21 protein-coding genes and 1 other RNA gene are annotated in these 25,920 nt (G+C 65.9%); 1 reads left to right on the top strand and 21 read right to left on the bottom strand.

What is annotated here, in order from left to right:
• Positions 1-81: 81 nt before the first annotated feature.
• From NFH98_RS07615 to NFH98_RS07600, 4 genes are all read right to left on the bottom strand, one after another.
• Positions 82-1,029: a Nudix family hydrolase gene (locus NFH98_RS07615; RefSeq protein ID WP_045993389.1), complete on the bottom strand. Its 948-nt coding sequence runs from the start codon at positions 1,027-1,029 to the stop codon at positions 82-84.
• Positions 1,030-1,263: 234 nt separating this feature from the next.
• Positions 1,264-2,481: a bifunctional glutamate N-acetyltransferase/amino-acid acetyltransferase ArgJ gene (argJ, locus tag NFH98_RS07610; RefSeq protein ID WP_222516966.1), complete on the bottom strand. Its 1,218-nt coding sequence runs from the start codon at positions 2,479-2,481 to the stop codon at positions 1,264-1,266.
• Positions 2,482-2,557: 76 nt separating this feature from the next.
• Positions 2,558-5,299: a preprotein translocase subunit SecA gene (secA, locus tag NFH98_RS07605; RefSeq protein ID WP_045993387.1), complete on the bottom strand. Its 2,742-nt coding sequence runs from the start codon at positions 5,297-5,299 to the stop codon at positions 2,558-2,560.
• Between the two features lie 70 nt (positions 5,300-5,369).
• Entirely contained in the window at positions 5,370-5,714 is a 345-nt protein-coding gene (locus NFH98_RS07600) for a hypothetical protein (protein WP_222569329.1), read from the bottom strand.
• Positions 5,715-5,877: 163 nt separating this feature from the next.
• Here NFH98_RS07600 and NFH98_RS07595 point away from each other — a divergent pair, with 163 nt between their 5' ends.
• A complete protein-coding gene (locus tag NFH98_RS07595; RefSeq protein WP_045993385.1) occupies positions 5,878-6,354 on the top strand; it encodes a DUF721 domain-containing protein in 477 nt (158 codons plus the stop codon).
• Positions 6,355-6,579: 225 nt separating this feature from the next.
• Here the strand turns inward: NFH98_RS07595 and lpxC are convergent, their stop codons facing one another.
• The 17 genes from lpxC to rsmI all read right to left on the bottom strand — a co-directional run bounded on the left by lpxC (position 6,580) and on the right by rsmI (position 25,886).
• Positions 6,580-7,491: a UDP-3-O-acyl-N-acetylglucosamine deacetylase gene (gene lpxC / locus NFH98_RS07590; protein WP_045993384.1), complete on the bottom strand. Its 912-nt coding sequence runs from the start codon at positions 7,489-7,491 to the stop codon at positions 6,580-6,582.
• A 126-nt stretch (positions 7,492-7,617) separates the two neighbouring features.
• Positions 7,618-8,805: a cell division protein FtsZ gene (ftsZ, locus tag NFH98_RS07585; RefSeq protein WP_124804360.1), complete on the bottom strand. Its 1,188-nt coding sequence runs from the start codon at positions 8,803-8,805 to the stop codon at positions 7,618-7,620.
• Between the two features lie 34 nt (positions 8,806-8,839).
• Positions 8,840-10,129, bottom strand: a complete 1,290-nt coding sequence (ftsA, locus tag NFH98_RS07580; RefSeq protein WP_045993382.1) for a cell division protein FtsA — start codon at positions 10,127-10,129, stop codon at positions 8,840-8,842.
• A 230-nt stretch (positions 10,130-10,359) separates the two neighbouring features.
• Positions 10,360-11,085: a cell division protein FtsQ/DivIB gene (locus NFH98_RS07575; protein ID WP_108132665.1), complete on the bottom strand. Its 726-nt coding sequence runs from the start codon at positions 11,083-11,085 to the stop codon at positions 10,360-10,362.
• Between the two features lies 1 nt (position 11,086).
• Complete coding sequence (locus tag NFH98_RS07570; protein ID WP_045993380.1) at positions 11,087-12,013, bottom strand: D-alanine--D-alanine ligase; 927 nt, start codon at positions 12,011-12,013, stop codon at positions 11,087-11,089.
• The gene (gene murC / locus NFH98_RS07565) at positions 12,010-13,422 is read right to left on the bottom strand and encodes a UDP-N-acetylmuramate--L-alanine ligase (RefSeq protein ID WP_045993379.1); all 1,413 of its coding nucleotides are present in this window, start codon (positions 13,420-13,422) and stop codon (positions 12,010-12,012) included. Before murC ends, NFH98_RS07570 begins: the two co-directional genes overlap by 4 nt.
• A gap of 64 nt (positions 13,423-13,486) precedes the next feature.
• Positions 13,487-14,539 carry an undecaprenyldiphospho-muramoylpentapeptide beta-N-acetylglucosaminyltransferase gene (murG, locus tag NFH98_RS07560; protein WP_349623107.1) on the bottom strand — a complete coding sequence of 351 codons (1,053 nt, stop codon included), beginning with the start codon at positions 14,537-14,539 and terminating at the stop codon, positions 13,487-13,489.
• 29 nt (positions 14,540-14,568) lie between these two features.
• A complete protein-coding gene (ftsW, locus tag NFH98_RS07555) occupies positions 14,569-15,813 on the bottom strand; it encodes a putative lipid II flippase FtsW (RefSeq protein ID WP_045993378.1) in 1,245 nt (414 codons plus the stop codon).
• Positions 15,810-17,225, bottom strand: coding sequence for a UDP-N-acetylmuramoyl-L-alanine--D-glutamate ligase (murD, locus tag NFH98_RS07550; protein ID WP_349622439.1), 1,416 nt, complete (start codon positions 17,223-17,225; stop codon positions 15,810-15,812). Before murD ends, ftsW begins: the two co-directional genes overlap by 4 nt.
• Positions 17,226-17,232: 7 nt before the next feature.
• Positions 17,233-18,315 carry a phospho-N-acetylmuramoyl-pentapeptide-transferase gene (gene mraY, locus NFH98_RS07545; protein ID WP_108132663.1) on the bottom strand — a complete coding sequence of 361 codons (1,083 nt, stop codon included), beginning with the start codon at positions 18,313-18,315 and terminating at the stop codon, positions 17,233-17,235.
• Between the two features lie 9 nt (positions 18,316-18,324).
• Positions 18,325-19,710 (bottom strand): UDP-N-acetylmuramoyl-tripeptide--D-alanyl-D-alanine ligase, encoded by a 1,386-nt coding sequence (locus NFH98_RS07540; RefSeq protein ID WP_349622438.1) that lies wholly within the window; start codon positions 19,708-19,710, stop codon positions 18,325-18,327.
• On the bottom strand, positions 19,707-21,215 hold the full coding sequence (locus NFH98_RS07535) for a UDP-N-acetylmuramoyl-L-alanyl-D-glutamate--2,6-diaminopimelate ligase (RefSeq protein ID WP_349622437.1): 1,509 nt from the start codon (positions 21,213-21,215) through the stop codon (positions 19,707-19,709). The genes NFH98_RS07540 and NFH98_RS07535 overlap by 4 nt, the downstream gene beginning before the upstream one ends.
• Positions 21,216-21,238: 23 nt before the next feature.
• The gene (locus NFH98_RS07530) at positions 21,239-22,963 is read right to left on the bottom strand and encodes a peptidoglycan D,D-transpeptidase FtsI family protein (RefSeq protein WP_349622436.1); all 1,725 of its coding nucleotides are present in this window, start codon (positions 22,961-22,963) and stop codon (positions 21,239-21,241) included.
• Positions 22,960-23,283: a cell division protein FtsL gene (gene ftsL / locus NFH98_RS07525; RefSeq protein ID WP_052704393.1), complete on the bottom strand. Its 324-nt coding sequence runs from the start codon at positions 23,281-23,283 to the stop codon at positions 22,960-22,962. The genes NFH98_RS07530 and ftsL overlap by 4 nt, the downstream gene beginning before the upstream one ends.
• A gap of 9 nt (positions 23,284-23,292) precedes the next feature.
• Positions 23,293-24,249 carry a 16S rRNA (cytosine(1402)-N(4))-methyltransferase RsmH gene (rsmH, locus tag NFH98_RS07520; RefSeq protein ID WP_349622435.1) on the bottom strand — a complete coding sequence of 319 codons (957 nt, stop codon included), beginning with the start codon at positions 24,247-24,249 and terminating at the stop codon, positions 23,293-23,295.
• Positions 24,250-24,391: 142 nt separating this feature from the next.
• Positions 24,392-24,743: RNase P RNA component class A (gene rnpB / locus NFH98_RS07515), an RNA gene on the bottom strand.
• 288 nt (positions 24,744-25,031) lie between these two features.
• Positions 25,032-25,886 carry a 16S rRNA (cytidine(1402)-2'-O)-methyltransferase gene (gene rsmI, locus NFH98_RS07510; protein WP_108132659.1) on the bottom strand — a complete coding sequence of 285 codons (855 nt, stop codon included), beginning with the start codon at positions 25,884-25,886 and terminating at the stop codon, positions 25,032-25,034.
• Between the last annotated feature and the right edge of the window lie 34 nt (positions 25,887-25,920).

The raw sequence follows: 25,920 nt of genomic DNA, 5'->3' as shown, positions 1-25,920 counted from the left end.
AAGAAACCCCGCCAGGTCTTCCTGGCGGGGTTTCTTGCATCTGGTAGCTAACGGCCGGTGCTGGCCCTTTTCGCCAATGCCCTAGCGCCAGAAGTCACGGATGGACGCGATCCCCTGGGCCCCCACGGCGCGGGCATGGCTGGCGTCGTGGCGCGTCATGCCCCCCAGCGCGTAGACCGGCATGCCGGCGCGTTCGACCAGTTGCTGGAAGTCATGCCAGCCGATCGGTGCCACTTCCGGATGGGACGGAGTGGTGCGCAGCGGTGACAGGGTCACGAAGTCGCAGCCAATGGCGTGGGCCTGGTCGAGCTGGGCCTTGTCGTGGGTCGAGGCCGCCAACCACTTGGCCTCGGCGATGGGGCGACGCTCCAGGCCCATCAGCCGCTCGCTGGTCAGATGGATACCATCGGCATCGATCCGCTCGAGCAGCTCCGGTTCACCGTTGAGCATCAGCTTGGCACCGTATCGACGGCACAGCGCCAGGGCACGCTCCGCACGGGCCACGTAGGCGTCCTCGTCGAGGGTCTTGGCGCGCAGCTGAACCAGACGCACGCCATCTTCCTCGAGGGCCCGCTCGAGCTTGGCGTCGAAGGCGTCCTCGTCGGCTTCCTCGTCACTGATCAGGTATTCCGAGGGCAGCATCACCGCACGCAGGATCGGCAGGTTGGCGGCCGGGAAGGGATAGCCAATCAGCTCGCCCATGGGCACCCAGCGTACCGCCTGTCCTTCTCGACCGAAGGGCTCACCGGAGAAGTCCTTGACCTGCCAGACGTCGAGCAGAATGTGCTTGTCGGAGTACTCGTGGTGGATGCGAATCAGCGGTTGGGCGCGACGAATCTCGATGCCGAGTTCTTCGTGCAGCTCGCGCTTGAGCGCCTCAAGCCCGGTCTCGTAGGGCGCCAGCTTGCCACCGGGAAACTCCCAAAGGCCGCCGTGGTCCACATTGGAAGGACGCCGGGCCAGCAGCACTTCGTCACCGTTCGGGCTGATGATGGCGGCCGCCGCCACGTGCACCCTTCTCTTCACCATAGTGTTCATTCAACAATACCAGCTTCGGTTCGCGGGCCACGCCCGCACCAGTTTTCAGTCGGGAGGGCGATATAAAGTCGGCATAGGATACCGATTCGCTCGCCGAGATTCATCTGCCGCTGATGCATCGCCGATGGATCGGCTCCACCGCTACCCGCCGGACAGGCAAAAAAACGACACAGGATACCGATTCACTGGCCGAGATTCATCTGCCGCCGACGAACCCATGCGGAATCAACTGCGGTAGTCGGCGTTGATCGAAACATAGTCGTGGGACAGGTCGGAGGTCCACACCCGCGCGGCAGCGTCACCACGCCCCAGATCGATGGCAATGGTGATCTCTTCTGCCGCCATCACCGCACTGCCGGCGTCCTCACTGTAGCCCTCTGCACGCCCACCGTTCTCGACCAGGCGCACATCGCCCAGATCGATGGTCACCCGATCGACATCGAAGTCCTCGACCCGGGCACGCCCCACCGCGGCGAGGATACGGCCCCAGTTGGCGTCACTGGCGTACAGTGCGGTCTTTACCAGCGGCGAATGGGCCACCGTAAAGGCTACCTCGCGCGCCTCCTCGACGCTCAGGGCGCCGCTGACGTCCAGGGTGACGAACTTGGTCGCACCCTCGCCGTCGCGAATGATCGCCTGGGCCAGCTCCACCAGCACCTCATCGAGGGCCTGACGAAATATCCGCTCGTCATCGTCATCGGCGAGTGCTGCGCCCTGGCCGGTGGCGATCAGCATGCAGGCGTCGTTGGTCGAGGTATCGGAGTCCACGGTGATGCTGTTGAACGAGCGCTTGACGCCCTCCCTGAGCAGGGCATCAAGACGCTCGGACTCGATCGCCGCGTCGGTGGCGACAAAACCCAGCATGGTGGCCATGTCGGGACGGATCATGCCCGACCCCTTGGCGATGCCATTGAGGGTGACAGTGCCCTGCTTGAGCGTTACCTGGCGGGTCGCGCCCTTGGTCCGGGTGTCGGTGGTGAGGATGCCTTCGGCCGCCCGAGCCCAGGCGTCGCCACCGTCGTCGAGCTGGTCGAGCGCCTCTGGCAGGCCACCGAGAAGTCGCTCCATCGGCAGCGGTTCGCCGATCACGCCGGTGGAGAACGGCAGCACCTGGTCGGCCGACACCTCGGCGAGTTCGGCCAGCGCCTGACAGGTGGCGTGGGCGTCGCGCATGCCGATCTCGCCGGTGCCGGCGTTGGCATTGCCGGTATTGATGACCAGGTAGCGAACCGCGTCGCCCGCGGCCAGATGCTGGCGGGCCACATGGACCGGCGCCGCGCAGAAGGCGTTGCGGGTAAAGGTGCCGGACACCCTGGCGCCCGGGGCCACCTCGATCACCACCAGATCACGCCGGCCCGGCTTCTTGATGCCTGCCATGGCACTGCCCAGGCGAACCCCGGGGATCGGCCCCATTGCCGGAAAAATGCTGTCACCGACTGCCATTGTTTTCTCCTTGCGTCAAAGACGACCCCAGGCCTTGAAGCCCGGGGTCGCCGTCGTCATGGGTTGCGAGGCTTGCTCAGCTGAGCTTGCCGCAGCACTGCTTGTACTTCTTGCCGGAGCCGCAGGGGCAGGGATCATTGCGGCCAACCTTGGGGGCGTCTCGACGCACCGGGCGCTGATCGGCAACCTCGTTGACGTGACGCTCGCCGCCCTCGTCGGCCATCTCGGCGTCCGTCGCGGCAGGTGCGTCGTGGCGACTGGCCGCCTGGGCGCTCTCGCGCGCAAGGGCCTCGCGACGCTGACGCTCCAGGGCGTCCACCTCCTCGGGGGCACGCACCTGCACGTGACTGAGGATACGGGTGACGTCGGCCTTGATATTGGTCAGCAGGTTCTGGAACAGCTCGAAGGATTCGCGCTTGTACTCCTGCTTCGGATTCTTCTGAGCGTAGCCACGCAGATGGATACCACGACGCAGATGGTCCATGGACTGCAGGTGTTCCTTCCAGCGGGTGTCCAGCACCTGCAGCATGACCTGCTTCTCGAAGCGCCGCATCAGCTCCTCGCCAGCGATGGCGACCTTGGCCTGGTAGGTCTCGCGATGCTGGGTCTGCAGGCGTTCGCGCAGCTGCTCCTCGTGGAAGCGCTCGTCCTCCTCGGCCCACTGCACCACCGGCGCGTCCAACTGGTACTCGCTCTTGAGGTGAGCCTCGAGCCCCGCCAGGTCCCACTGCTCGGGCAGGCTCTGGGGCGGCACGTAGGCACTGATGGCCTCGTCCAGCACCTCTTCACGAATGCCCATGACGTTGTCGGAGACGTCGCTGGCGGCCAGGATCTCGTTGCGCTGCTCGTAGATCACGCGACGCTGATCGTTGGCCACGTCATCGTACTCGAGCAGCTGCTTGCGGATATCGAAGTTGCGTCCCTCGACCTTCTTCTGAGCACGCTCGACGGCGTTGGACACCATCTTGTGCTCGATGGCCTCGCCCCGCTCCAGGCCAAGCGCCTGCATCAGCTTCTGCACCCGTTCGGAACCGAACAGACGCATCAGGTTGTCTTCCAGCGACAGGAAGAAGCGGGTCGAGCCCGGGTCGCCCTGGCGGCCACTACGACCACGCAGCTGATTGTCGATGCGCCGTGACTCATGGCGCTCGGAGCCGATGACGTGCAGACCACCGGCGGCCAGCACCGCCTCGTGGCGCTCGCGCCAGGCCTCCTTCAATGCCTCGACCTCGGCGTCGCTGGCGTTTTCCAGCTTGGCCGCTTCGGCCTCCCAGTTGCCGCCGAGCACGATATCGGTACCACGACCGGCCATGTTGGTCGCGATGGTCACCGCACCTGGGCGCCCGGCCTGGGCGATGACCTCGGCCTCGCGCTGGTGCTGCTTGGCGTTGAGCACGTTGAAGTCGATGCCCGCCTTGCGCATCAACTCGGCCAGGTATTCGGACGTCTCGATGGACGCGGTACCCACCAGCACCGGACGGCCGGCCTCGACCTGGACCTTGACGTCCTCGATGATCGCCTCGAACTTCTCTTCGGCGCTGAGGTAGACGAGGTCGTTCATGTCCTTGCGCGCCAGCGGCCTGTTGGTGGGGATGACCACCACATCGAGCCCGTAGATCTGACGGAATTCGAAGGCCTCGGTATCGGCGGTACCGGTCATCCCGGACAGCTTCTCGTACAGGCGGAAGTAGTTCTGGAAGGTGGTGGAGGCCAGGGTCTGGCTCTCGCGCTGGACGGTCACACCCTCCTTGGCTTCCACCGCCTGGTGCAGGCCCTCTGACCAGCGACGGCCCGGCATGGTACGCCCGGTGTGTTCGTCGACGATGACCACCTGTCCCTCGCTGACGATGTAGTCGACGTCAGGGTGGTACAGGTGGCGCGCACGCAGCGCCGAGTGCATATGCTGCAACAGGTTGAGGTTCTGGGCGGCGTAGAGCGAGTCGTCCTCGCCGAGCAGCCCCTGGGCGCGCATCAGCTCCTCGACCTTGTGGTGCCCGCGCTCGGTCACCTCGACCTGCTTCTGCTTCTCGTCGAGGGTAAAGTCGCCGCTTTCGGGATCTTCCTCGTCGGTGCAGGGCGTGAGCTCCCTGGCGAGCCGATCCACCACCTTGTACAGCTCGGTGTTCTCGTCCACCGCACCGGAGATGATCAGCGGCGTGCGCGCCTCATCGATAAGGATGGAGTCCACCTCGTCGACGATGGCAAAGTGCAGTTCCCGCTGAACCTTGTCTTCCAGCGAAAACGCCATGTTGTCGCGCAGGTAGTCGAAGCCGAACTCGTTGTTGGTGCCGTAGGTGATGTCGCAGGCGTAGGAGTCACGCTTCTCCTCGGAGGTCTGGCCGGAGTAGATCACGCCTACCGACAGGCCGAGGAACTCGTACAGGGGGCGCATCCAGTTGGCGTCACGCCGGGCCAGGTAGTCGTTGACCGTGACCACGTGCACGCCCTTGCCGGGCAAGGCGTTGAGGTACACCGCCAGGGTCGCGACCAGGGTCTTGCCCTCACCGGTCTTCATCTCGGCGATCCGGCCGCGGTTCAAGGTCATGCCGCCGATCAGCTGTACGTCGAAGTGACGCATGCCCATCACCCGCTTGCTGGCCTCGCGCACGGTGGCAAAGGCTTCGGGCAACAGGGCATCGAGCGACTCACCGGCCGCCAGACGCTCACGGAACTCAGCGGTGCGGGCGGCCAGCGCAGCGTCGTCGAGGGCTTCGAGGCTCGGCTCGAGCTCATTGACGGCGCGAACCTGGCGGGACATGCGCTTGACGTCGCGGTCGTTCTTGGAGCCGACGACTTTACGCAGCAGAGAATTGATCATGAAACTTCCTGAAATCTGGAACCTGAAAAAGAGGCCGCCAGGCATTGGCGACCGTCACGCTTCATCGAATTCAGGCGATGTCAGGAGGACCCCGGCGGGACACCACGTCGAGGGCGGCCACCGGCACCAGCATTGGCGCCGACCAGGCCACCGACGGGGACGATGGTTTGGGCAGGGTCTTGAGGGGATGTCGGGCCAGCCGATGGCGGCAGGCCTTGAGCATGGTATGGGCCCGGATGACCGCCGGCGCCATGATGCAGATCTGCACCAGTCGCTCGGTGGCTCGGGGAGATTCGGCGGCGCTCAGGCTCGCCGGCAGCAGGCAGCCCACCAGCAGCCCTGCCAACCACCATCTGGCCACCCGACGGGCACGAGCCTCGCGGGGGCAGCAGCGATGTGGGTCGATGGCAGTCATGCTGTCGGGGAACTCCCTGGCGTGCTAGTCTCGGGCCGGCGCCATGCCGGCTGCCCATCACTCGAGCGGCCATCATGCAAACGGCCATGACACCTGCGTTCCACAGACGAACGCCGCCGAGCAACAAATTCATTGATCCTGGGGCATCCCAAGACACAAGCACATGAGTATAAAGGTTAAGCGGTTCCGCGCCCAGTCCATGACAGGGCTTCTTCAGGGCCGCGGCGAACTGGGCGGACTGATGCGCATGGCGCGCCTGATCGAGCGCGCTCAGGAGCATCTGCGCAATGAACTCTCGCCCACCCTGGCGGAACACCTGTTTGTCGGTGGCTTCCGTGACGGCCGCCTGACCCTGATCACCGATGGCGCAGCCTGGCTGACCCGTCTGCGCTACGAGCAGCCGCGTCTGCTCGACTGCCTGCACCAGTTGCCGGAGTTCCAGGCGGTGACCGGCTTCCACCTCAAGGTACGCCCAGTGCGCCCGGCCAAGGTTGCGCCGCGCCAGGTAAGGCGCCTGCCCGCCCAGGCCGGTGACGAGCTCTCGAGCTGCGCCGCCGATGTCGAGGATCCGCGACTCAAGCGCGCCCTGGAGCGCCTGGCGGCCCACGCCGAATCGCCTTCAGGGAAAGACGACGCCTAACGCCATCGGCGCTCCCCGCGCATGAATCGCCGCGGCCTCCCGACCCTGCCCGCGCCGCTTGGCGACGCCGAACACGACGTGAACATGAGGCGAACATGAAACCCCAGACAGCAGAACGCCGCCCCGAGGGGCGGCGTTCAAGCGAGTGATGGCCGAAGACAAGTTGCTACGGAAGACTGGCGATCTGCGGGGCTAACCTTGGCCTGGCCATCACCGAGGCTCGCATCACGCCATGGCCGGTGCCGCGTAGGAAATCGGCGCCGATTCGGCTTCGCTCTCGTAGGTCACGATCTCCCAGGCCTCGGGCTGCTCGATGAGCGCACGACACAGCTGGTTGTTCAGCGCGTGACCGGACTTCACGCCACGGAACTCGCCGATCAGGCTGTGACCGAGCTGGTAAAGGTCACCGATGGCGTCCAGCACCTTGTGCTTGACGAACTCGTCGTCGTAGCGCAGACCACCGTCGTTCACGATGCGGTAGTCGTCCACCACGATGGCATTGTCGAGGCTGCCACCAAGCGCCAGGTTGTTCGAGCGCAGGTACTCGAGATCACGCATGAAGCCGAAGGTCCGCGCGCGAGACACCTCCTTGACGAAGGACGTCGTGGAGAAGTCGACCATGGCGGTCTGCTTCTGGTCCTCGAACACCGGGTGATCGAAGTCGATGGCAAAGGAGACCTTGAAGCCCTGATGGGGCAGGAAGACGGCTTCCTTGTCGCCTTCGCTGACCTTGATCTCACGCTTGATGCGGATGAACTTCTTGGCCGCGCTCTGCTCCTGGATCCCGGCGGACTGGATCAGGAACACAAAGGGTCCGGCACTACCGTCCATGATCGGCACTTCGGGCGCGCTCACATCGACGTAGGCATTGTCGATGCCGAGACCCGCGAAGGCGGACATCAGGTGCTCCACGGTCGCGACCTTCTCACCATTCTGAGACAGGGCGGTGCAGAGAGTGGTGTCGGTCACATTCAACGCCTGGGCGGGAATGCGGACCTCCGGCTCGAGGTCGGTGCGCACGAACACAATGCCCGTGTCCACCGGCGCGGGGCGAAGCGTCAGGTAGACCTTCTTGCCGGAGTGCAGTCCCACGCCCGTGGCGCGGATGACATTCTTGAGGGTACGTTGTCTGATCATTGTGCAGTCGCCAGGCAGTCGTTGGTTATCAAACACCGTTCACTATAACACCAAACGGACGTTTCAACAAAAAAACATCGCCTTTCGATCCCTGCACCCCGGAAATTTCGCGCACTCTGCTCTCGATCAGTCCGCCTGACGCCGCAGGAAGGCAGGAATATCGAGATAATCGTCCAACTCCTGAGACTTGCGCTTCTCGGCCTGCGGTCGCGGTGATTCCTGCGCCTCTGGCTTGCTCGCTGCGGCCACACCGGCGCCGCCCTGGGCGCGATTGATCGCACTCTGCTGAGGACGCTGGCGCGCCTCGGGACGACGAACCTGCTGCTGCGCCGCCGGCTTCTGCTGGCGTGACACCTGATTGTCGAGACCCGCCGCGACCACGGTGACCCGCAGTTCGTCGGTCATGTCCATGTCGATGGAGGTACCCACGACGATGGTGGCGTCCTGGGAGGCGAACTCCTGCACCGTGGCGCCGACGTCGTTGAACTCACCGATCGACAGATCCGGCCCAGCGGTGATGTTGACCAGGATGCCGCGAGCGCCGTGCAGATCGATATCCTCGAGCAGCGGGCTGCGGATCGCCTTCTCGGCGGCCTCGCGTGCGCGATTTTCGCCGGTGGCACCACCGGTGCCCATCATCGCCATGCCCATCTCTGACATCACGGTGCGCACGTCGGCAAAGTCGACGTTGATGATGCCCGGGCTGGTGATCAGCTCGGCGATACCCTGCACGGCACCCAGCAGGACGTCATTGGCGGCGCTGAAGGCAGTCAGCAGTGTCGCGCTCTTGCCAAGCACGGACAGAAGCTTCTCGTTGGGAATGGTGATCAGCGAGTCGACATGCTCGGACAGCTCCTTCATGCCCTCTTCCGCTGCGCGCATGCGCTTGGGGCCCTCGAAGGGGAACGGGCGGGTGACCACCGCAACGGTCAGGATGCCCAACTCCTTGGCGACCTGAGCGACCACCGGTGCCCCGCCGGTGCCGGTACCGCCACCCATGCCGGCGGTGATGAAGACCATGTCGGCGCCACCGAGCAACTCGGCGATCCGCTCACGATCTTCCATCGCGGCCTGACGACCCACGTCAGGGTTGGCACCGGCGCCGAGCCCCTTGGTGATCTCGCTGCCGAGCTGCAGCACGGTCTTGGCGGAGACGCGCTTGAGCGCCTGGGCATCGGTATTGGCGCAGATGAACTCCACCCCTTCGATGCTGCTCTCGACCATGTGATTGACGGCATTGCCGCCGCCGCCACCGACGCCGATGACCTTTATGACCGCGCTGCTTGAGGGCGCGCTATCTACGACTTCGAACATTTGCCCCGTCTCCTGAGCCGCTTGTGCGGCCCTTTCAGAAATTTCCTTTGAACCAGCCTTTGATCTTTTCCAGCGCCGGAGTCCTTTCCTCTGGTCCACGCCGGGAGACGTCCTCGCGTCTCGATTGCGACGAGATGGTGCCACCCTGCCCCTGGTGGACACGACCCTGACGGGCCTCATGTAGAGCGTAATGTAACAAACCGACACCCGTCGAATAAATCGGATTTCGCACCACGTCGGCCAGGCCCCTCACATTCTGCGGACAAGCGACCCTGACCGGCATGTGAAATATCTCTTCGGCAAGCTCCACCACACCTTCCATGCGCGATGTGCCACCGGTCAACACCACCCCTGCGGCGACCAGATCCTCAAAGCCGCTGCGGCGCAGTTCGTCGCGCACCAGGGTGAACAATTCCTCGTAACGCGGCTCGACCACTTCGGCCAGCGACTGTCGAGACAGGTCTCTGGCGGGACGGTCGCCGACGCTCGGCACCTTTATCATTTCGTCGCTGGAAGCCAGCTGGGTCAGCGCACAGGCGTACTTGACCTTGATCTCCTCGGCGTACTGGGCCGGGGTACGCAGCGCCATGGCGATATCGTTGGTGACCTGGTCGCCGGCGATGGGTATCACCGCAGTGTGGCGGATGGCGCCCTCGGTGAATACCGCAATATCGGTGGTGCCCCCGCCGATGTCGACCATGCAGACGCCCAGTTCACGCTCATCCTCGGTAAGCACGGCATGACTGGAAGCCAGCTGCTCGAGGATGATGGCGTCGACGTCGAGCCCACAGCGACGCACGCACTTCTCGATGTTCTGTACCGCGTTGAGTGCGGCGGTCACCAGATGAACGCGTGCCTCCAGACGCACACCCGACATGCCCAGCGGCTCACGGATACCGCCCTGGGTGTCGATGGCGAACTCCTGGGGCAACACGTGCAGCACCCGCTGCCCTTCGGAAATGGCCCTGGCCCGCGCCGAGTCGATCACTCGCTCGATATCGGAAGGCGCAACTTCGCGCTCCTTGATCGCCACGACCCCGTCGGAATTCATGGAACTGATATGACTGCCGGCAATGCCCACATAAACCGAATGTATGTCGCAACCGGCCATCAACTCAGCTTCTTCAACCGCACGCTGAATCGACTGGACCGTGGATTCGATATTGATCACCACTCCCTTCTTCATGCCACGGGAGGGATGAGAGCCGATACCGGCAATTTCGATACCACCATCGTCGGTGGGTTGCCCCACGATCGCGACGACCTTGGATGTTCCGATATCCAGCCCGACTACCATATTGGACACGTTGGATGGACCTGCCATGAGCCGGGAAATCTCCTTGAACGGATTCCGTTACCTCGGAACCTGCCTCTGTTATAAAAAAACCTGGGACGATTATAGGAACAATAGCGCTTGTTCGACCAGCCCGGGGCGTACATTCATTCCACGATACGGACACATTTAAACAAAAGAAACCGAGAAAACTTTGCCGATGGCCGGAAAAGTGTCGCCATATAATTCCGTTCTCGCGTCTGATCCATGCCGTCTTTTCGTTAACCGCGAGTCGCGGCCTCATCATCGACCGGCTCCGTCTCGCCATGCCAGGCCACGGCGACGCCGTTGGGGTAGCGCAGATCGATGTAGCGAATGTGCGACGCGACCTCACCCAGTTCACGCCGCCAGGCCGCCTCGAGGCGCCCGAGGCGGGCGTCCAGATCTCCACGGCCGAGCATGATCCAGACGCCGCTGTCCAGCTGAAAGCGCCAGGCGCCGCGGGCTTCCAGACGTAGCTGGTCGATCCCGAGCCCCATCTTATCCAGCCGCTGCCCCAGGTCATCGAAGTAGGCCAGCACCTCGGGACCAGCGCCACCGGGTCCCGCCATATCCGGTAGTCCCATGGGCGGCTCCACCGGGGCAAAGACAAAGGGCTCGCCATCGCCGTTGAGCAGTTGATCGTCGTTCCAGCGCGCCACCGGGCGCTGCTCCTCGAGCTCGAAGGTCAGTGCATTGGGCCACTCGCGACGAATACGCACCTCCTTGAGCCAGCCCACCTGCAATGCCTGCTCACGCAGCGCCTCCAGGTCCACCGACAGCCAGGTCCGGCCCCTGACCAGCGGCGCCAGCTGGCCCTTGAGGTAGCTGGCGTCCACGTGGTGCAACTCACCACCGATGGACACTCGCTCGATGGGCCGATCCAGCCACAACCACAGCGCCTTGCCACCGGCGCCCACCAGGGCAGCCAGCAGCACGACGCCAAGCCAGGTGCCGCGCCTGGCCATCTCAGCCGCGCTCCCTGGCGGTATCGAGGATACGCAGGACCAGCTCGTCGAAGTCGATGCCTGCATGGGCCGCCGCCTGGGGCACCAGACTGTGATCTGTCATGCCGGGCACGGTATTGACCTCGAGCAGCCAGAACCGACCTTCAGCGTCGCGCATCACATCGACGCGGCCCCAGCCCTGACAGCCCACCGCCTCGAACGCCGCCAGGCACAGCTCGCCCAGCGCGGTCTCCTGCTCGGTATCCAGACCACAGGGCAGGTGGTAAAGCGTCTCGTTGGACAGGTACTTGGCCTCGTAGTCGTAGAAGCCGCTGGGCACCTCGACGCGAATGGCCGGCAGCGCGCTGTCGCCAAGTACCGACAAGGTAAATTCGTCTCCCGACACAAAACGCTCGGCCATCACCCGAGTATCGAAGGTGGCGGCCTCACGATAGGCGGTTTCGAGTTCATCACGGCTGTTGACGATGCTGATGCCGATGGTCGAACCTTCATGGACCGGCTTGACCACCAGCGGCAGACCCAGTCGGTCGGCCACCTCGTTCCAGTCGGCTTCGGGCGACAGCAGCACGCTCTCGGGCGTCGGCAGACCCAGGGTCTGCCACAGCGCCTTGGTCCTGAGCTTGTCCATGCCCAGCGCCGAGGCCAGCACACCGCTGCCAGTATAGGGGATTCCCGCCAGTTCCAGGGCCCCCTGCAGACAGCCGTCCTCCCCTCCCCTGCCGTGCAAGGCAATGAACACCAGATCGGGGTTCAGCGCCTGCAGCCCGGCAACGCCGCCCTCGGCAAGGTCATAGCCGGTCACTTCAAGGCCCTGGCGCTGACACGCCGCCAGCACGGCGGCACCGCTGTTCAGCGACACTTCTCGTTCGGCACTATGGCCACCGTAGATGACCACCACATGGCCGTAGGACTGTACTTGTCGTGTCACAGGATCACCTCGTCGAACTGAAGCTGGGCATCCGCCAGACGCTGGGAGATGCCACCCACGTCACCGGCGCCCTGGGTAATCAGGATATCGCCGGGTCTGAGCACCTTGGCCAGCAGCGCCGGCAATTCCGCCTTGTCCTGGGCGAAGATCGGATCGACTTCGCCACGCTGACGGATGGAACCCGCCAGGCTGCGACCATCGGCGCCGGGCAGCGCGGCTTCGCCGGCACTGTAGACGTCGAGCAGTACCAGCGTATCGACGCCGGACAGCACCCTGACGAAGTCCTCATAGAGATCGCGCGTGCGCGAATAGCGATGGGGCTGGTAGACCATCACCAGCCGGCGCTCGGACCAGCCATCGCGCACCGCCTTGATGACCATCTCCACCTCGCGGGGGTGGTGACCATAGTCGTCCACCAGCATCACCTCACCTTCACCGTTCGGCGCGGCGAAGTGACCGTGTACCTGGAAGCGACGGCCAACCCCGGCAAAGCTCGCGAGTCCCCGCAGAATCGCCTCGGCGTCGACCCCGGCGTCGCTGGCCACGGCGATCGCCGCCAGCGCATTGAGCGCATTGTGACGGCCCGGCATGGCCAGACTGACATCGAGATCCTCGAGGTTGCCGGGCCGCACTGCGGTAAAGCGGACTTCGCCGGCACTCTGGGTGAAGTTCTCGATGCGATAGTCGGCGTCGTCGGAGAAGCCATAGGTGACGAACTGGCGATTGATGCGGTCGAGCAGGCCACGCACGTTGTCGTCATCGATGCACAGTATCGCCAGACCGTAGAACGGCAGGTTATGCAGAAACTCGATGAAGGTGTGCTTGAGACGCTCGAAGTCGCCACCATAGGTGCTCATATGGTCGGCATCGATATTGGTGACGATGCTGACCATTGGCTGCAGGTGCAGAAAGGAGGCATCGGACTCGTCCGCCTCGGCCACCAGGTAGTCGCCCTGCCCCAGCTGGGCGTTGGTGCCGGCGCTGGTCAGCTTGCCGCCGATGACGAAGGTCGGGTCCAGCCCGCCCTCACCCAGAAGAGTGGCGGTCAGGCTGGTGGTGGTGGTCTTGCCATGGGTCCCGGCCACGGCGATGCCGTGACGGAAGCGCATCAGCTCGGCCAGCATCTCGGCGCGACGTACCACCGGCACGCGATGCTCGTGGGCCCACACAAGCTCCGGGTTGTCCGCGTCCACGGCGGTGGATACCACCACCACATCGGCACCGGCGGCGTGCTCGGCAGCGTGTCCGATGAACACCTGGGCGCCGCACTGTTCGAGTCGCGCCACCACCGACGAATGACGCAGATCGCTGCCGCTGACCTGGTAGCCCTGATTGGCCAGCACCTCGGCGATGCCGCACATGCCGGCGCCGCCGATGCCGACGAAGTGGATACGACGAATGCGCCGCATGCCGAGACCGGGCCTGGTGGCAGCGGATGAGCTCAGTTGGCCGGGGACCGGCCCTTGGGTCGAATTACTCAAAACCTGTCTCCATACAGCCCGCCACCAGCCGTTCCACAGCGTCAAGGTGGGCCTCGGCCCTTGCCTTGCTCGCCATGGCCGCCAGGGTGTCGGGCTCAAGCAAGGTCCCCAGGCGCTCGGCCAGGGACGTCGGATTCATGTCACGCTGCTGAATAAGCGCCGCGGCACCGGCACCGACCAGCGCCTGGGCGTTGGCCGTCTGATGATCATCCACGGCGTGGGGGAAAGGTACGAACAGCGCCGGCTTGGCCGCCGCCGCCAGCTCCGCCACGGTCAGCGCGCCGGAGCGACAGACCACCAGATCCGCCCAATCGTAGGCGTCGGCCATATCTGCGATAAAGTCGCTGACCTCGGCGTCAACGCCGGCAGCCTGATAGCCCTCGCGGGTCGCCTGGTCCTTGTCTCTACCGGCCTGGTGGCGCACCTCGGGACGCGACTCGGGGGGTAGCTCGGCCAGCGCTCTGGGCATCTGCTGGTTGAGCGCCAGCGCCCCCAGGGAGCCACCGACCATCAGCAGACGAAGGCGTCGTCCGCGCATCTGGTCGGCCACACGTGCATGCTCGCCAAGGGCGGCGATGTCATCCCTGACCGGATTGCCGACGACCTCGGCGCGGCCACCGAAGGCCTGGGGAAAGGCGGCGTAGACTCGCTTGGCCAGGTGCGACAGTGCACGATTGGTCAGCCCGGCCACGGCGTTCTGCTCGTGGATGACCAGCGGTCTGCCGCACAGTCGGGCGGCAAGCCCGCCGGGACCGCTGGCAAAGCCTCCGAGCCCGACCACCAGCTGTGGGTCGAACTCGCGAATCACGCTTCTCGCCTGGCACACGGCGCGCCCAAGGCGCACCGGCGCCTTGAGCCAGCCCGCCAGACCGTTGCCCCTGAGGCCGCTGATGGCGATCTGGTGAAGCACTATGCCGGCCTCGGGCACCAGGCGATTCTCGATACCTCTGGGACTACCCAGCCACGCCACCTCGACGCCCTGCTGCTGCAATCCCCTGGCCAGCGACAGCGCCGGGATGACGTGCCCCCCGGTGCCGCCGGCCATGATCAGCGCTCGCCTTCCCTGTGTGTCACTCACGGCTTCACTCCTGCAGCCTTGGTTCTCCTGGGCGCTTCGCGGGCCTGGTCACGCCGCGCCGCCGGCGACTGCCGACGCTGGCGCTCGCGCGTCTCGATGTCCACCCGCAGCAACAACGCCACCATGATACAGCTCACCACCAGGCTCGACCCACCGTAGGACAACAGCGGCAGGGTCAACCCCTTGGTCGGCAACATGCCGGTACTCACCGCGATGTTGATAAAGGCCTGGGCGCCGATCACCAGGGCGATGCCATAGCTCAGGTAGGCGGCAAACGGCAGCCTCGCAAGCTCGGCCCGACGCCCTACCGCCATGGCCCGCCACACCAGCAGTGCGAACAGGCCGACCACGGCGATCGCGCCGACCATGCCGAGCTCTTCGGCGAGCACCGCAAAGACGAAGTCGGTGTGGGCCTCCGGCAGGTAGAACAGCTTCTGTACGCTGTTACCGAGGCCCATGCCGATCAAGTGGCCGCGACCGAAGGCGATCAGCGCCTGGGTCAGCTGGTAACCGCTGGCAAACTGGTCCGCCCAGGGATCGATGAAACTTGTCAGTCTCGCCATGCGGTAAGGTTCGGCCACCGCCAGGATGGCACCCAGGGTTCCCACCAGCACGAACAACAGCAGAAAGCGCCCCCAGGGCGCCCCGGCCATCAGCAACATGCCCATGACGCAGCTGGTCATGACCACCACACCGCCGTAGTCGGGCTCGAGGATCAGCAGCACGGCCACCACTCCAACCACTACCAACGGGCGCAGGAAGGCCCCCCACTGACGCCTGACCTGTGGCAGAAAGCGTTCCAGATAGCCCGCCATGTAAGCGATCAAGCAGAGCTTGGCGACCTCCGAGGCCTGTAGATTGAAGGGCACCCCGGGGATCGACAGCCAGCGGCGGCTGCCGTTGACCTCGCGCCCCACCAGCAGTACCAGCAACAGCAGCACCAGCCCCACCACCAGCAGCAGCGGGCCATTGGCCTTCCACCAGGCCAGGGGGACGCGCAGCGCCAGGCACCCCACGGTCAACCCACCCAGCACGAAGATGCCGTGGCGAATACTGAAGTACCAGGCGTTGCCGGTCAGGCTCGACGCCACCTCGGTGGAGGCCGACGTCACCATCACCCAGCCGATCAGCAGAAGCGACAGAGTAGCCACCACCAGCCAGCCATCGAAGGCATGGTCGCGGGTGGAAAGACGCTCGCGCAGGGCACCGAGGCGCTGGCGAGATCGGGCGAGACGACTCATGGCTTGGCTCCGCTGGAAAGGTCCTGCACCCAGGCGCGAAAGGCGTCTCCCCTGGCCTGATAGTTGACGAACTGATCGAGACTGGCGCAGGCCGGTGACAGCAGCACCGCATCACCGGGCCTTGCCACCTCCCGTGCGCGACACATGGCGGCGTCCAGGTCGTCGACGCGGGTGATGGCGACCGCGCCCTTCAGGGCCTGGGCCAGCGCCTCGGCGTCGCGACCGAACAGCACCACCTCACGGGCGTAGCGCGACAGGGGGGCGGCCAGCGGCGAGAAATCGGCACCCTTGCCGACACCGCCGGCCAGCAGTACCAGACGCCCATCCAGGGTCGGGCCGAGACCGGCGATGGCGGCCAGGGTCGCGCCCACATTGGTGCCCTTGGAGTCGTTGATCCAGTCGACGTCGTCGATGGTGGCGAGCCACTCGCTGCGGTGGGCAAGCCCGCTGAAACGTTCGAGCACCCGGGCCATGGCCTCCAGCGGAAAACCCAGACGCTGGCCCATGGCCAGGGCGGCCAGCGCATTGGCCTGGTGGTGACGGCCGCTCTGGCGCATGCGAGCCACCGGCAACAGCGGTTGGTCCGCGTGGAAGAACCAGGGCTCGCCCTGGTGCTCCACCACGCCCCAGTCGTCGCCGGATTGCGGCGCCGTCACGCCGAAGCGTGACAGTGCAGGCAACGCCTCGTCCGGCCAGGTCAGGGGGTCCTCGGCGTTGACCACCGCGTGCCTGGCACCACGAAAGATCGCGAGCTTGGCGCGGCGATAGCCGGCCATGTCGCCGTGGCGATCGAGGTGGTCCTCGCTGAGGTTAAGGAAGGCAGCACTGTCGGCCCCCAGACACGGGGTCGTCTCGAGCTGAAAGCTGGACAGCTCCAGCACAAAGAGATCCGCCTCGGGTTCCTGCACCAGCAGGTCCAGCGCCGGGGTACCGAGGTTACCCCCCACGGCCACCCGCCGCCCCGCCTCGCGGGCCATCTCGCCGACCAGGGTGGTCACGGTGGACTTGGCGTTGGCACCGGTGATGGCCGCCAGCGGCGCGCGACAGGCCCGCCGGAACAGCGCGATCTCACCCACCAGACGGGGCTCGCCGGTGTCCGGATCGATGCGCCTGGCCGGCGCCTCGAAGCACGCCTGATGGGGGTCGATGCCGGGGCTCAGGATCACCTCCCGCGCGTCGTCCAGCACCAATCCATCGAGCGGCCCCAGGCGCACCGGCACCCCCGGAAAGTCCGCCAGGAAGACGTCGAGTCCCGGCGGCGCCTCGCGGGTGTCCACCACCATGAAATCGCGGCCTTCACGCTTGAGATGACGACAGATCGCCATCCCCGACAGGCCGAGCCCTACCACCACGCTCAGGTGGGCGGGCACGACATGGCGTTGCGGCAGTCGCACATCCTGACTGGCGTCCATGGCCACCTCAGCGGATCTTGAGGGTGGCCAGACCCAGCAGGACCAGCACCACGGTGATGATCCAGAAGCGCACGATCACGCGAGGCTCGGGCCAGCCCTTGAGCTCGAAGTGGTGATGCAGCGGCGCCATGCGGAAGATACGACGACCGGTCAGCTTGTAGGAGCCGACCTGCAGGATCACCGAGATGGTCTCCATGACGAAGACGCCACCCATGATGAACAGCACCACTTCCTGGCGCACGATCACCGCGACCACGCCCAGGGCCGCACCCAGCGCCAGGGCGCCGACGTCACCCATGAACACCTGGGCAGGATAGGTGTTGAACCACAGAAAGCCGAGTCCGGCGCCGGAAATGGTGGCGCAGAATACCGCCAGCTCGCCGGCACCGGGGATCATCGGAATCTGCAGGTACTCGGAGAATACCGCGTTGCCGCTGGCGTAGGCGAAGACGCCAAGGCCCATGGCGACCATCACCGTGGGCATGATCGCCAGGCCGTCCAGGCCGTCGGTCAGGTTGACTGCGTTGGAGGAGCCGACGATCACCAGGTAGGTCAGCAGGATGTAGAAGCCACCCAGGGGCAGCACGAAGTCCTTGAGCAGCGGCAGGATCAGACTGGTCTCCACCGGCGAGGCCGCGGTCAGGTAGAGCACCACGGCAGCCCCCAGGCCGATCACCGACTGCCAGAAGTACTTCCAGCGGGCCGGCAGTCCACGCGGGTTCTTTTCCACCACCTTGCGATAGTCGTCGACCCAGCCGATGGCGCCGAAGCCCAGCGTGACCACCAGCACCACCCACACATAATGGTTGGTCAGATCGCCCCACAGCAGGGTACTGACGGCCATAGCCATCAGAATCATGGCGCCGCCCATGGTCGGCGTACCGGCCTTGGACAGGTGGGACTGGGGACCGTCGTCGCGCACCGCCTGGCCGATCTGACGCTCCACCAGACGGCGGATCATCAGGGGGCCAAACCACAGACACAGCACCAGCGCGGTGATGGTCGCCAGAATCATCCTCAGGGTGAGGTATCCAAAGACGTTGAAGGCGCTTTGATAGTTCGCCAACAATTCAGCCAGGAAAAGCAACATGTATCAGGTTCACCTTGAAACATCCGGCCGCAAGGCCGCCACGACGCCTTCCATCCCCGCGGCGCGGGAGCCCTTGACCAGCACGCTGGCCGCCTCGGGCAGATGTTGACGCACATGGCGGACCATCGCCGCCTGATCAGAAAAATGGTACCCGCCTTCGCCGAAGGCTCGGGCGGCGGTCTCGGCCGCCTCGCCCAGAGTACCGAGAAATGTGATGCCGCGTTCCCGCGCGTAGCGTCCGATCTCTGCGTGCAGATCGGCAGACGCTTCACCCAGCTCTCCCATGGCGCCGAGCAGGCACCAGTGCGGGCCGGGCAGTCCCAGCAGGGCGTCGATGGCCGCCTTCATCGCCCCCGGGTTGGCATTGTAGGTATCATCGAGCAGCCGCGCACCGCGTAACCCCTCCTCCACGGTCAGGCGTCCCGGCGTCGGCACCACCTCGCCAAGCCCCGCCACCACGTCGGCGGCGGGCAGTCCCATGGCCAGCGCCCCGGCCGCTGCGGCCAGGGCATTGGACACGTTGTGACGACCCATCAGCGGCAGCTCGACACGCCCCAGCACCTGAGCGTCGAAAGTCAGCGTGAAAGCATAGCGCCCGAGCGTATCGCAGACCAGCTCCCCGGCATGGAGGCGCGCCTCGGGCGTCAGTCCGAAATCGATCACCTCGCGGGGCGACGCCAGGCTCTGCCACAGCGAGAAGTAGCGGTCGTCACGGTTGAGTACGGCGACGCCCTCGGGGCCGAGTCCGCCGAGAATCTCCCCCTTGGCCTGGGCGATGCGCCCCATGCCACCGAACTCGCCGACGTGGGCCCCGGTGACATTGGTGATGATGGCGACCTGGGGTTCGGCCAGCGCTACCGTCCAGGCGATCTCGCCCAGGTGATTGGCGCCGAGTTCCACCACGGCTCTCTGGTGGTCCGAGGCAAGCGCCAGCAGCGTCAAGGGTGCGCCGATATCGTTGTTGAGGTTGCCGTGGGTGGCGAGGGTCTCGCCCTGACGAGCCAGCAATGTCGCCAGCATCTGCTTGACCGTGGTCTTGCCACTGTTGCCGGTCACCGCCACCAGCGGACCGCCCCAGGCCCGGCGCCGCTCACGGGCCAGCAGCCCCAGCGCCATGCGGGTATCGCCCACCACCAGCTGGGGCAAGGGGTCGTCCACCGGGTGCTCGACCACCGCCGCCACGGCACCGCCTTCGCGGGCCTTAGCAATAAAGTCATGGGCATCGAAGCGCTCGCCCTTCAAGGCCACGAACAGCGTGTCCGCCGCCACCCGACGGGTGTCGGTGACGATGGCGGCTATCGGCGAGTTGGCAAGCCCCTGAAGGCCGCGGCCCTCTTCATCGACACCCAGCGCACGGCACGCCGACCCCAGCGACGAGAGCCCTGGCGCGCTCATTGGTCCCGCCCCTGTCGACGCTGGTCCAGGGCGGCTTCGGCCTCGGCCAGGTCGGAGAAGTCGTGGCGCACGCCCTGAATCTCCTGGTAGGCCTCGTGTCCCTTGCCGGCGATCAGAATCACGTCATCGGCGCTCGCCTCGGCGATGGTACGGGCGATGGCGTCACCGCGACCGGCGATGTTCCATGCCTGCTGGCGGGCCTGGCCCTCCAGCCCCGCGAGCATCGCCTGGCGAATGGCGTCCGGGTCCTCGCTTCTGGGGTTGTCGTCGGTGATCACCAGTCGATCGGCCTGGCCTGCGGCCGCCTGGGCCATCAGCGGGCGCTTGCCGCTATCGCGATCACCGCCGCAGCCGACCAGGCACCACAGCGCCCCGCGTCCGGGCAGGTGGGCGCGAAGCGCCGCCAGGGCGTTGTCCAGCGCATCCGGCGTGTGGGCGTAGTCGATCACCACGGTGGGAGCCCCGGGCCGTGTCAACGCCTGCATCCGTCCCGGCACCGGCGTCAGGGTCGCGGCGGCAGTCACCAGCTCGTCGATGCCGACACCCAGACCGTAGAGGGTGGCCATGGCCAGCAGGACGTTGTCGAGATTGAAGCGACCAAGCAGCGGCAGCACCACCACCTTCTCGCCTTCCGGCGTGGCGATCAGCGCACGCTGCCCACCGACGTCGGGCTCGACATCCAGCACCCTGAGCGAGACGGCATCGTCTTCACCACAGGCCAGCACCCGGGTGCCCTCGCCGATGCCCGCCAGCATCAGCCGAGCCAGGGGATCGTCGCCATTGACCACGGCCAGACTGATCTCCGGGCGCTTGAACAGCTTCGCCTTGGAGGCGGCGTAGGCGATCATGCTGCCGTGATAGTCGAGGTGGTCGCGGCTCAGGTTGGTAAACACCGCGGCAGTAAAGCGACAGCCCGCCACCCGCTCCTGCTCCAGGGCGTGACTGGAAACTTCCATGGCTATCCGAGTGATGCCCTGGTCGGCGAGCTCACCCAACTGGCGCTGCAGCGCCAGTGGCTCGGGGGTGGTCAGCATGCCCTGGGTCAAGGCACCCGGGCGACCGTGACCCAGGGTACCGATCAGGCCACAGTCGCTGCCCGTGGCGCGGGACAGCTCGGCAATATAGTGGGTCACCGAGCTCTTGCCGTTGGTGCCGGTGACACCGATCAGCTCGAGCCCATCGGGCACCTGATACAGGGTGCGCGCGAGCTCGCCGAGTCGGGCGCGCAGCCCGGGCAGCCACAGTACGCGACCATCGACCCGCGGCGGAGCGTCTTGCGGACCTTCCGCCAGCACCAGGCAGGCGCCGGCATCCAGTGCCTTGTCGATGTAGTCGCGGCCATCGGCGGCGACGCCGGGGATCGCGACAAAGGTCGCGCCGGGCGACACCTCGCGGCTGTCGGTAGTGAGCCAGGTCGCCACCTCGCCGGCGACCGCGGCGTTCGGCGCAAGCTCACTCCAGAACTGGGTCAGCACGTCTTCAAGACGCGCCAGGGATAGGGTCATGGCGGATTCCGTCGCCTTCTGCGTCATGGGCTGTCGCCCTCCTGTTCGGGGCGATCCGGCGGTACGTCGAGGATGCGCAGGGCACTGCCCGCCACCCGCGAGAACACCGGGGCAGCGATGGCGCCGCCGTAGTAGGCGTCGCCCCGGGGATGGTCGATCATTACTACGGTGATGATGCGCGGGTCGGAGACCGGGGTAATCCCGACAAACAACGACCGGTAGGCGTTCTGCTCGTAGCCACCGCTGCCGCTCTTGCGCACGGTGCCGGTCTTGCCGGCCACACTGTAGCCGGGCACCAGCGCGCGTCGGGCGCCGGTGCCTGGTGCCACCACCTCATCCATCATGGCCAGGACGCGGTCGGCGACGTCAGGCTCGATGACCGGCTCGCCCTGGGCGGCGCGGTTGAGGCGCAGCAGCGACGGCGGCAGGCGTTGGCCATGATTGGCGATGGAGGTATAGGCACTGGCCAGCTGCAAGGCGGTGACCGACAGACCGTAACCGTAGGACAGCGCGGCCCACTGACTGCTCGACCACACCGCCGGCGCCGGCATGTTGCCGGTGGCCTCTCCGGGGAAGCCGGTGCCCGGGGCCTGGCCGAAGCCCAGCGCGCGGTAGCGATCTGGCACCACCGGGTCGTCGAGCTGCAGGGTCAGCTTGGCCATGCCGATGTTCGAGGACTTGCGCAGGATCCCGGCCAGGGTCAGCTCGCCATTGTTGGAGACGTCGCGGATGGTGTAGCGGTCGATTCGCATCCAGCCAGGCGACGTATCCACCACGGTGTCACGTGGAAAGCGACCGGTCTCGAGCAGCGCCGACATGGCCAGCGGCTTCATCACCGAGCCCGGTTCGAACACGTCGACCATGGCCCGGTTGCGCAGCCCCTGGGGGTCCAGGCCGGCGCGGTTGTTGGGGTTGTAGGAGGGCTGATTGGCCATCGCCAGCACCTCGCCGCTGCGCGCGTCCATCATCACCAGTACGCCGCCGTCGGCGTCGTTCTCATCCACGGCAGCCTTGAGCTCACGGTAGGCCATGTACTGCAGTCGCTGATCGATGGACAGCGTCAGGTTGCCGCCTGGCTCTGCCTCCTGCAGCACCTCCAGGTCGCGCACCAGACGTCCACGGCGGTCCTTGAGCACGCGGCGCTTGCCGGGCTCACCGGACAGGTAGGATTGATAGGCCAGCTCCAGTCCTTCCTGGCCCTGGTCGTCGACGTTAGTGACCCCCAGCAACTGGGCGGTCACCTCGCCGGCAGGATAGTAGCGCTTGTACTCTTCCCGGGCGTGGACGCCAGGCACCCGCAGCTTGAGCACTTCCTCGGCCTGGGCCGGGGTCATGCGCCGACGCAGGTACATGAATTCACGTTCGCTGTAACGCGCGATGCGCTCGTTGAGGGCATCGAGGTCCTGGCCCAGCGCCTGGGCCAGGCGTAACCGCTGGATGTCGTCGGCGGGCAGGTCCTGGGGGTTGGCCCACAGCGTCACCACCGGAGTCGAGATCGCCAGCGGTTCGCCGTGACGATCGGTGATCATGCCCCGGTGGGCGGGGATCGGATCGGTTCTGAGGGTACGGGCGTCCCCCTGCACCTGAAGAAAGTTTCGATCGATGACGTGAAGATCGACGATCCGCCCGGCCAGCAGACCCAGGCCCAGCAGGATCAGCGTCATCATCACCACGTAGCGCGCCCGCCCCATCGGTTCCATCGGTGGCGGGCGGCGAGGTGTCACGCCCCGGGGAAGTTCCGCGGTCATGGCGTGATCACCTCGATGTCATGGATATCGGGCAGCCGCATCTCCAGACGCTCCACCGCCAGGCGTTCGACACGCGACGGCGTCGACCAGGCGCTCTCCTCCAGCAGCAACTGCCCCCACTCCGTCTGCAACTGCTGCTGTTCACGCTCCAGCTCCTGGAGCCGAGCATACTGCTGGCGAGTCTGGTGACTGACGCTGATCACCGCCAGCGCCGACACCAGGCATGCCAGCAGCAGCGCCACCACCAGCAAAAGGCGTGGCGACATGGTGCGCGGCAGCGGCCAGCCAAAGGCGTTGATGTCCAGTCGTCCTTGAGCCATGGAAGGTCCTCAGTAGCGCTTGCGCGCCATGCGCATGACGGCGCTGCGGGAGCGTGGATTGGCCTCGACCTCTTCGGCGCTGGCCTTCATCGCCTTGCCCAGTGACTCCAGCCGTCGCGCGATCTGATCGTCGCGCAGCGGTATACCCCGGGGCACCTGGGTATCGCCCTTGACGTGATCGCGGATAAATCTCTTCACCCGTCGATCCTCCAGCGAGTGGAAGCTGATCACCACCAGGTGTCCGCCGGGCGCCAGTGCCTCCAGCGCGGCTTCCAGCGCCTGATCGAGCTGATCGAGCTCACCGTTGATCTCGATACGCATGGCCTGGAACACGCGAGTGGCGGGATGCTTGCCCTTCTCCCAGGCGGGATGGGCGGCCTTGACCACCTCGGCAAGATCGGCCGTGCGGGTGAAAGGCCGTTCCTGGCGCCGAGCGATGATGGCCCGCGCCAGCCGACGAGCGTAGCGCTCCTCGCCGTAACGCTTGAACACCGAAGCCATCTCGGCCTCGCCCACACGCGCAATCCACTGGGCCGCGCTCTCGCCCTGGGTCGGGTCCATGCGCATGTCCAGCGGGCCGTCGCGCAGGAAGCTGAAACCGCGATCGGGATCGTCAAGCTGAGGAGAGGACACGCCGATGTCGAGCAGGATACCGGACAGCTTGCCATCGAGACCGTGGTCACGGGCAACCTCTCTCAGCCGCGCAAACTCGGCACGTTCGATGGTAAAGCGTGGGTCCTCGATGCTGGCCGCCTCGGCGATCGCCTGGGGGTCGCGATCAAGGGCCAGCAGGCCGCCGTCTTGTGCAAGGCGGGAAAGGATGGCGCGGGAATGACCGCCTCGTCCGAAGGTGCCATCCAGATATACGCCGGCGGGATCATGCACCAGGGCGTCGACGGCACCGTCGAGCAGGACGCTTTCATGAGCGAAGCCGCGCACGGAGGATTCAGGGGAAGGTGACGGCATGCGGGTCTCGTTCGACGGCGGTGTTCCTACGCGCGGCCAGCCGTCAGCGCCGTCAGCGGTGGAAAACCCTCACGCCACTGGACTCCTGGCCGCACAAACTCGTGATCGCGCCGCTCGAGCCAGGCCCGAGCGCGCAAGAAAAATGGGGAGTCGGCCGATAAGCCGGGTTCTGTCGAGGACAGTCATTCCTCTAGGAGCAGTGTCACCACTACCCTCAAGCAACCTACCCGAACCCAGCGCGGGCCACGCCAACGGGTTCCTATTTGGTCTTGCTCCGAGTGGGGTTTACCGTGCCACGCACTGTTGCCAGGCGCGCGGTGCGCTCTTACCGCACCCTTTCACCCTTGCCGGCCTCCCGAGGGAGACGTAGGCGGTCTACTCTCTGCTGCACTTTCCGTCGGCTCACGCCGCCCAGGGGTTACCTGGCACTCCGCCCTATGGAGCCCGGACTTTCCTCCCCCGCATCAAGCGGCGGCGACTGTCTGGCCAACTCCCGCGGCAAGCATACCAGTGCCCTGCCACCCCCTCAATCCCCGCCTCGCCGTGACGGGCCCGGGACAACCCCCCAGCCTCTTCAGGCGATCGATCCCGATGCCCTCTCGACGCCCTCAATCCCCGCCTTGCCGTGGCGGGCCTGGGACAACCCCCAGCCTCTTCAGGCGATCGCTCCTGATGCCCTCTCGATGCCCTCTCGACGCCCTCAATCCCCGCCTTGCCGTGGCGGGCCCGGGACAACCCATAGCTCGTCCTAACGACCCCCTGGCAGCGAACCGGGGCTGGATTCAATCGGCGTCCTTCAATGCCTGCGCCTGGGCGTACCACTGTTTCTTCGGCCCGCCGAGCACGCGCGCGGCCACGGCCGCGGCCTGCTTGACCCCCACCCCTTCGGCCAGCAGCGCGCGCAGCAGCGCTTCATCATCCACCGCTCGCTGGTCCGGTGCCGGCCCCGAGGCCCCGGCCACCATCACCACGAATTCGCCACGCGCCTGATCAGGGTCAGACTCCATCAGTGTCAGCAGCTCCGCGGCGCTGCCGTCGAGGAAGGTTTCGAAGGTCTTGGTCAACTCACGCCCGAGCACCACTCTGCGCTCGCCCAGTACGGCGGCCAGATCGGCCAGGGTGTCGCGGATACGATGGGGAGACTCGTAACAGACCTGGGTGACGGGTGAATTCCTCCAGGCCTCGATGCGCGCTCGCCGCCCCGCACCCTTGGCCGGCAGGAAGCCATGAAAACTGAAATGATCGGTAGGCAGCCCGGCGGCACACAGCGCAGTGACCAGGGCGCAGGGACCGGGGATCGGCACCACCCGAAAACCCGCCGCCCTGAGCTCACGCACCACGACGTAGCCGGGATCGCTGATCAAGGGAGTCCCGGCATCACTGATAAGCGCCACATCGTCGCCCTGGACGAGCCGCTGCCTGAGCGTCTCGACCCGGGACGCCTCGTTATGGTCGTGCACGGAAATCATCGCCGGCGACAGACCGAGATGACGCATCAGGCGGCCACTGTGGCGGGTATCCTCCGCCGCGACCAACGCCACCTGGCCCAGCACCTGGGCGGCGCGGGGACTGAGATCTTCCAGATTCCCAATTGGCGTGGCGACCACGTACAATGAACCAGCTTTCGCTTCTGACATCTTGGCTCCCTGGGCTGCCATCCGGAACACGGAC

This window comes from Halomonas sp. H33-56 (assembly GCF_040147035.1).
Taxonomy (GTDB): Bacteria; Pseudomonadota; Gammaproteobacteria; order Pseudomonadales; family Halomonadaceae; genus Halomonas; species Halomonas litopenaei.
The sequence above is the reverse complement of the archived record's forward strand: the minus strand, read 5'-3'. Positions and strand labels throughout refer to the sequence as shown.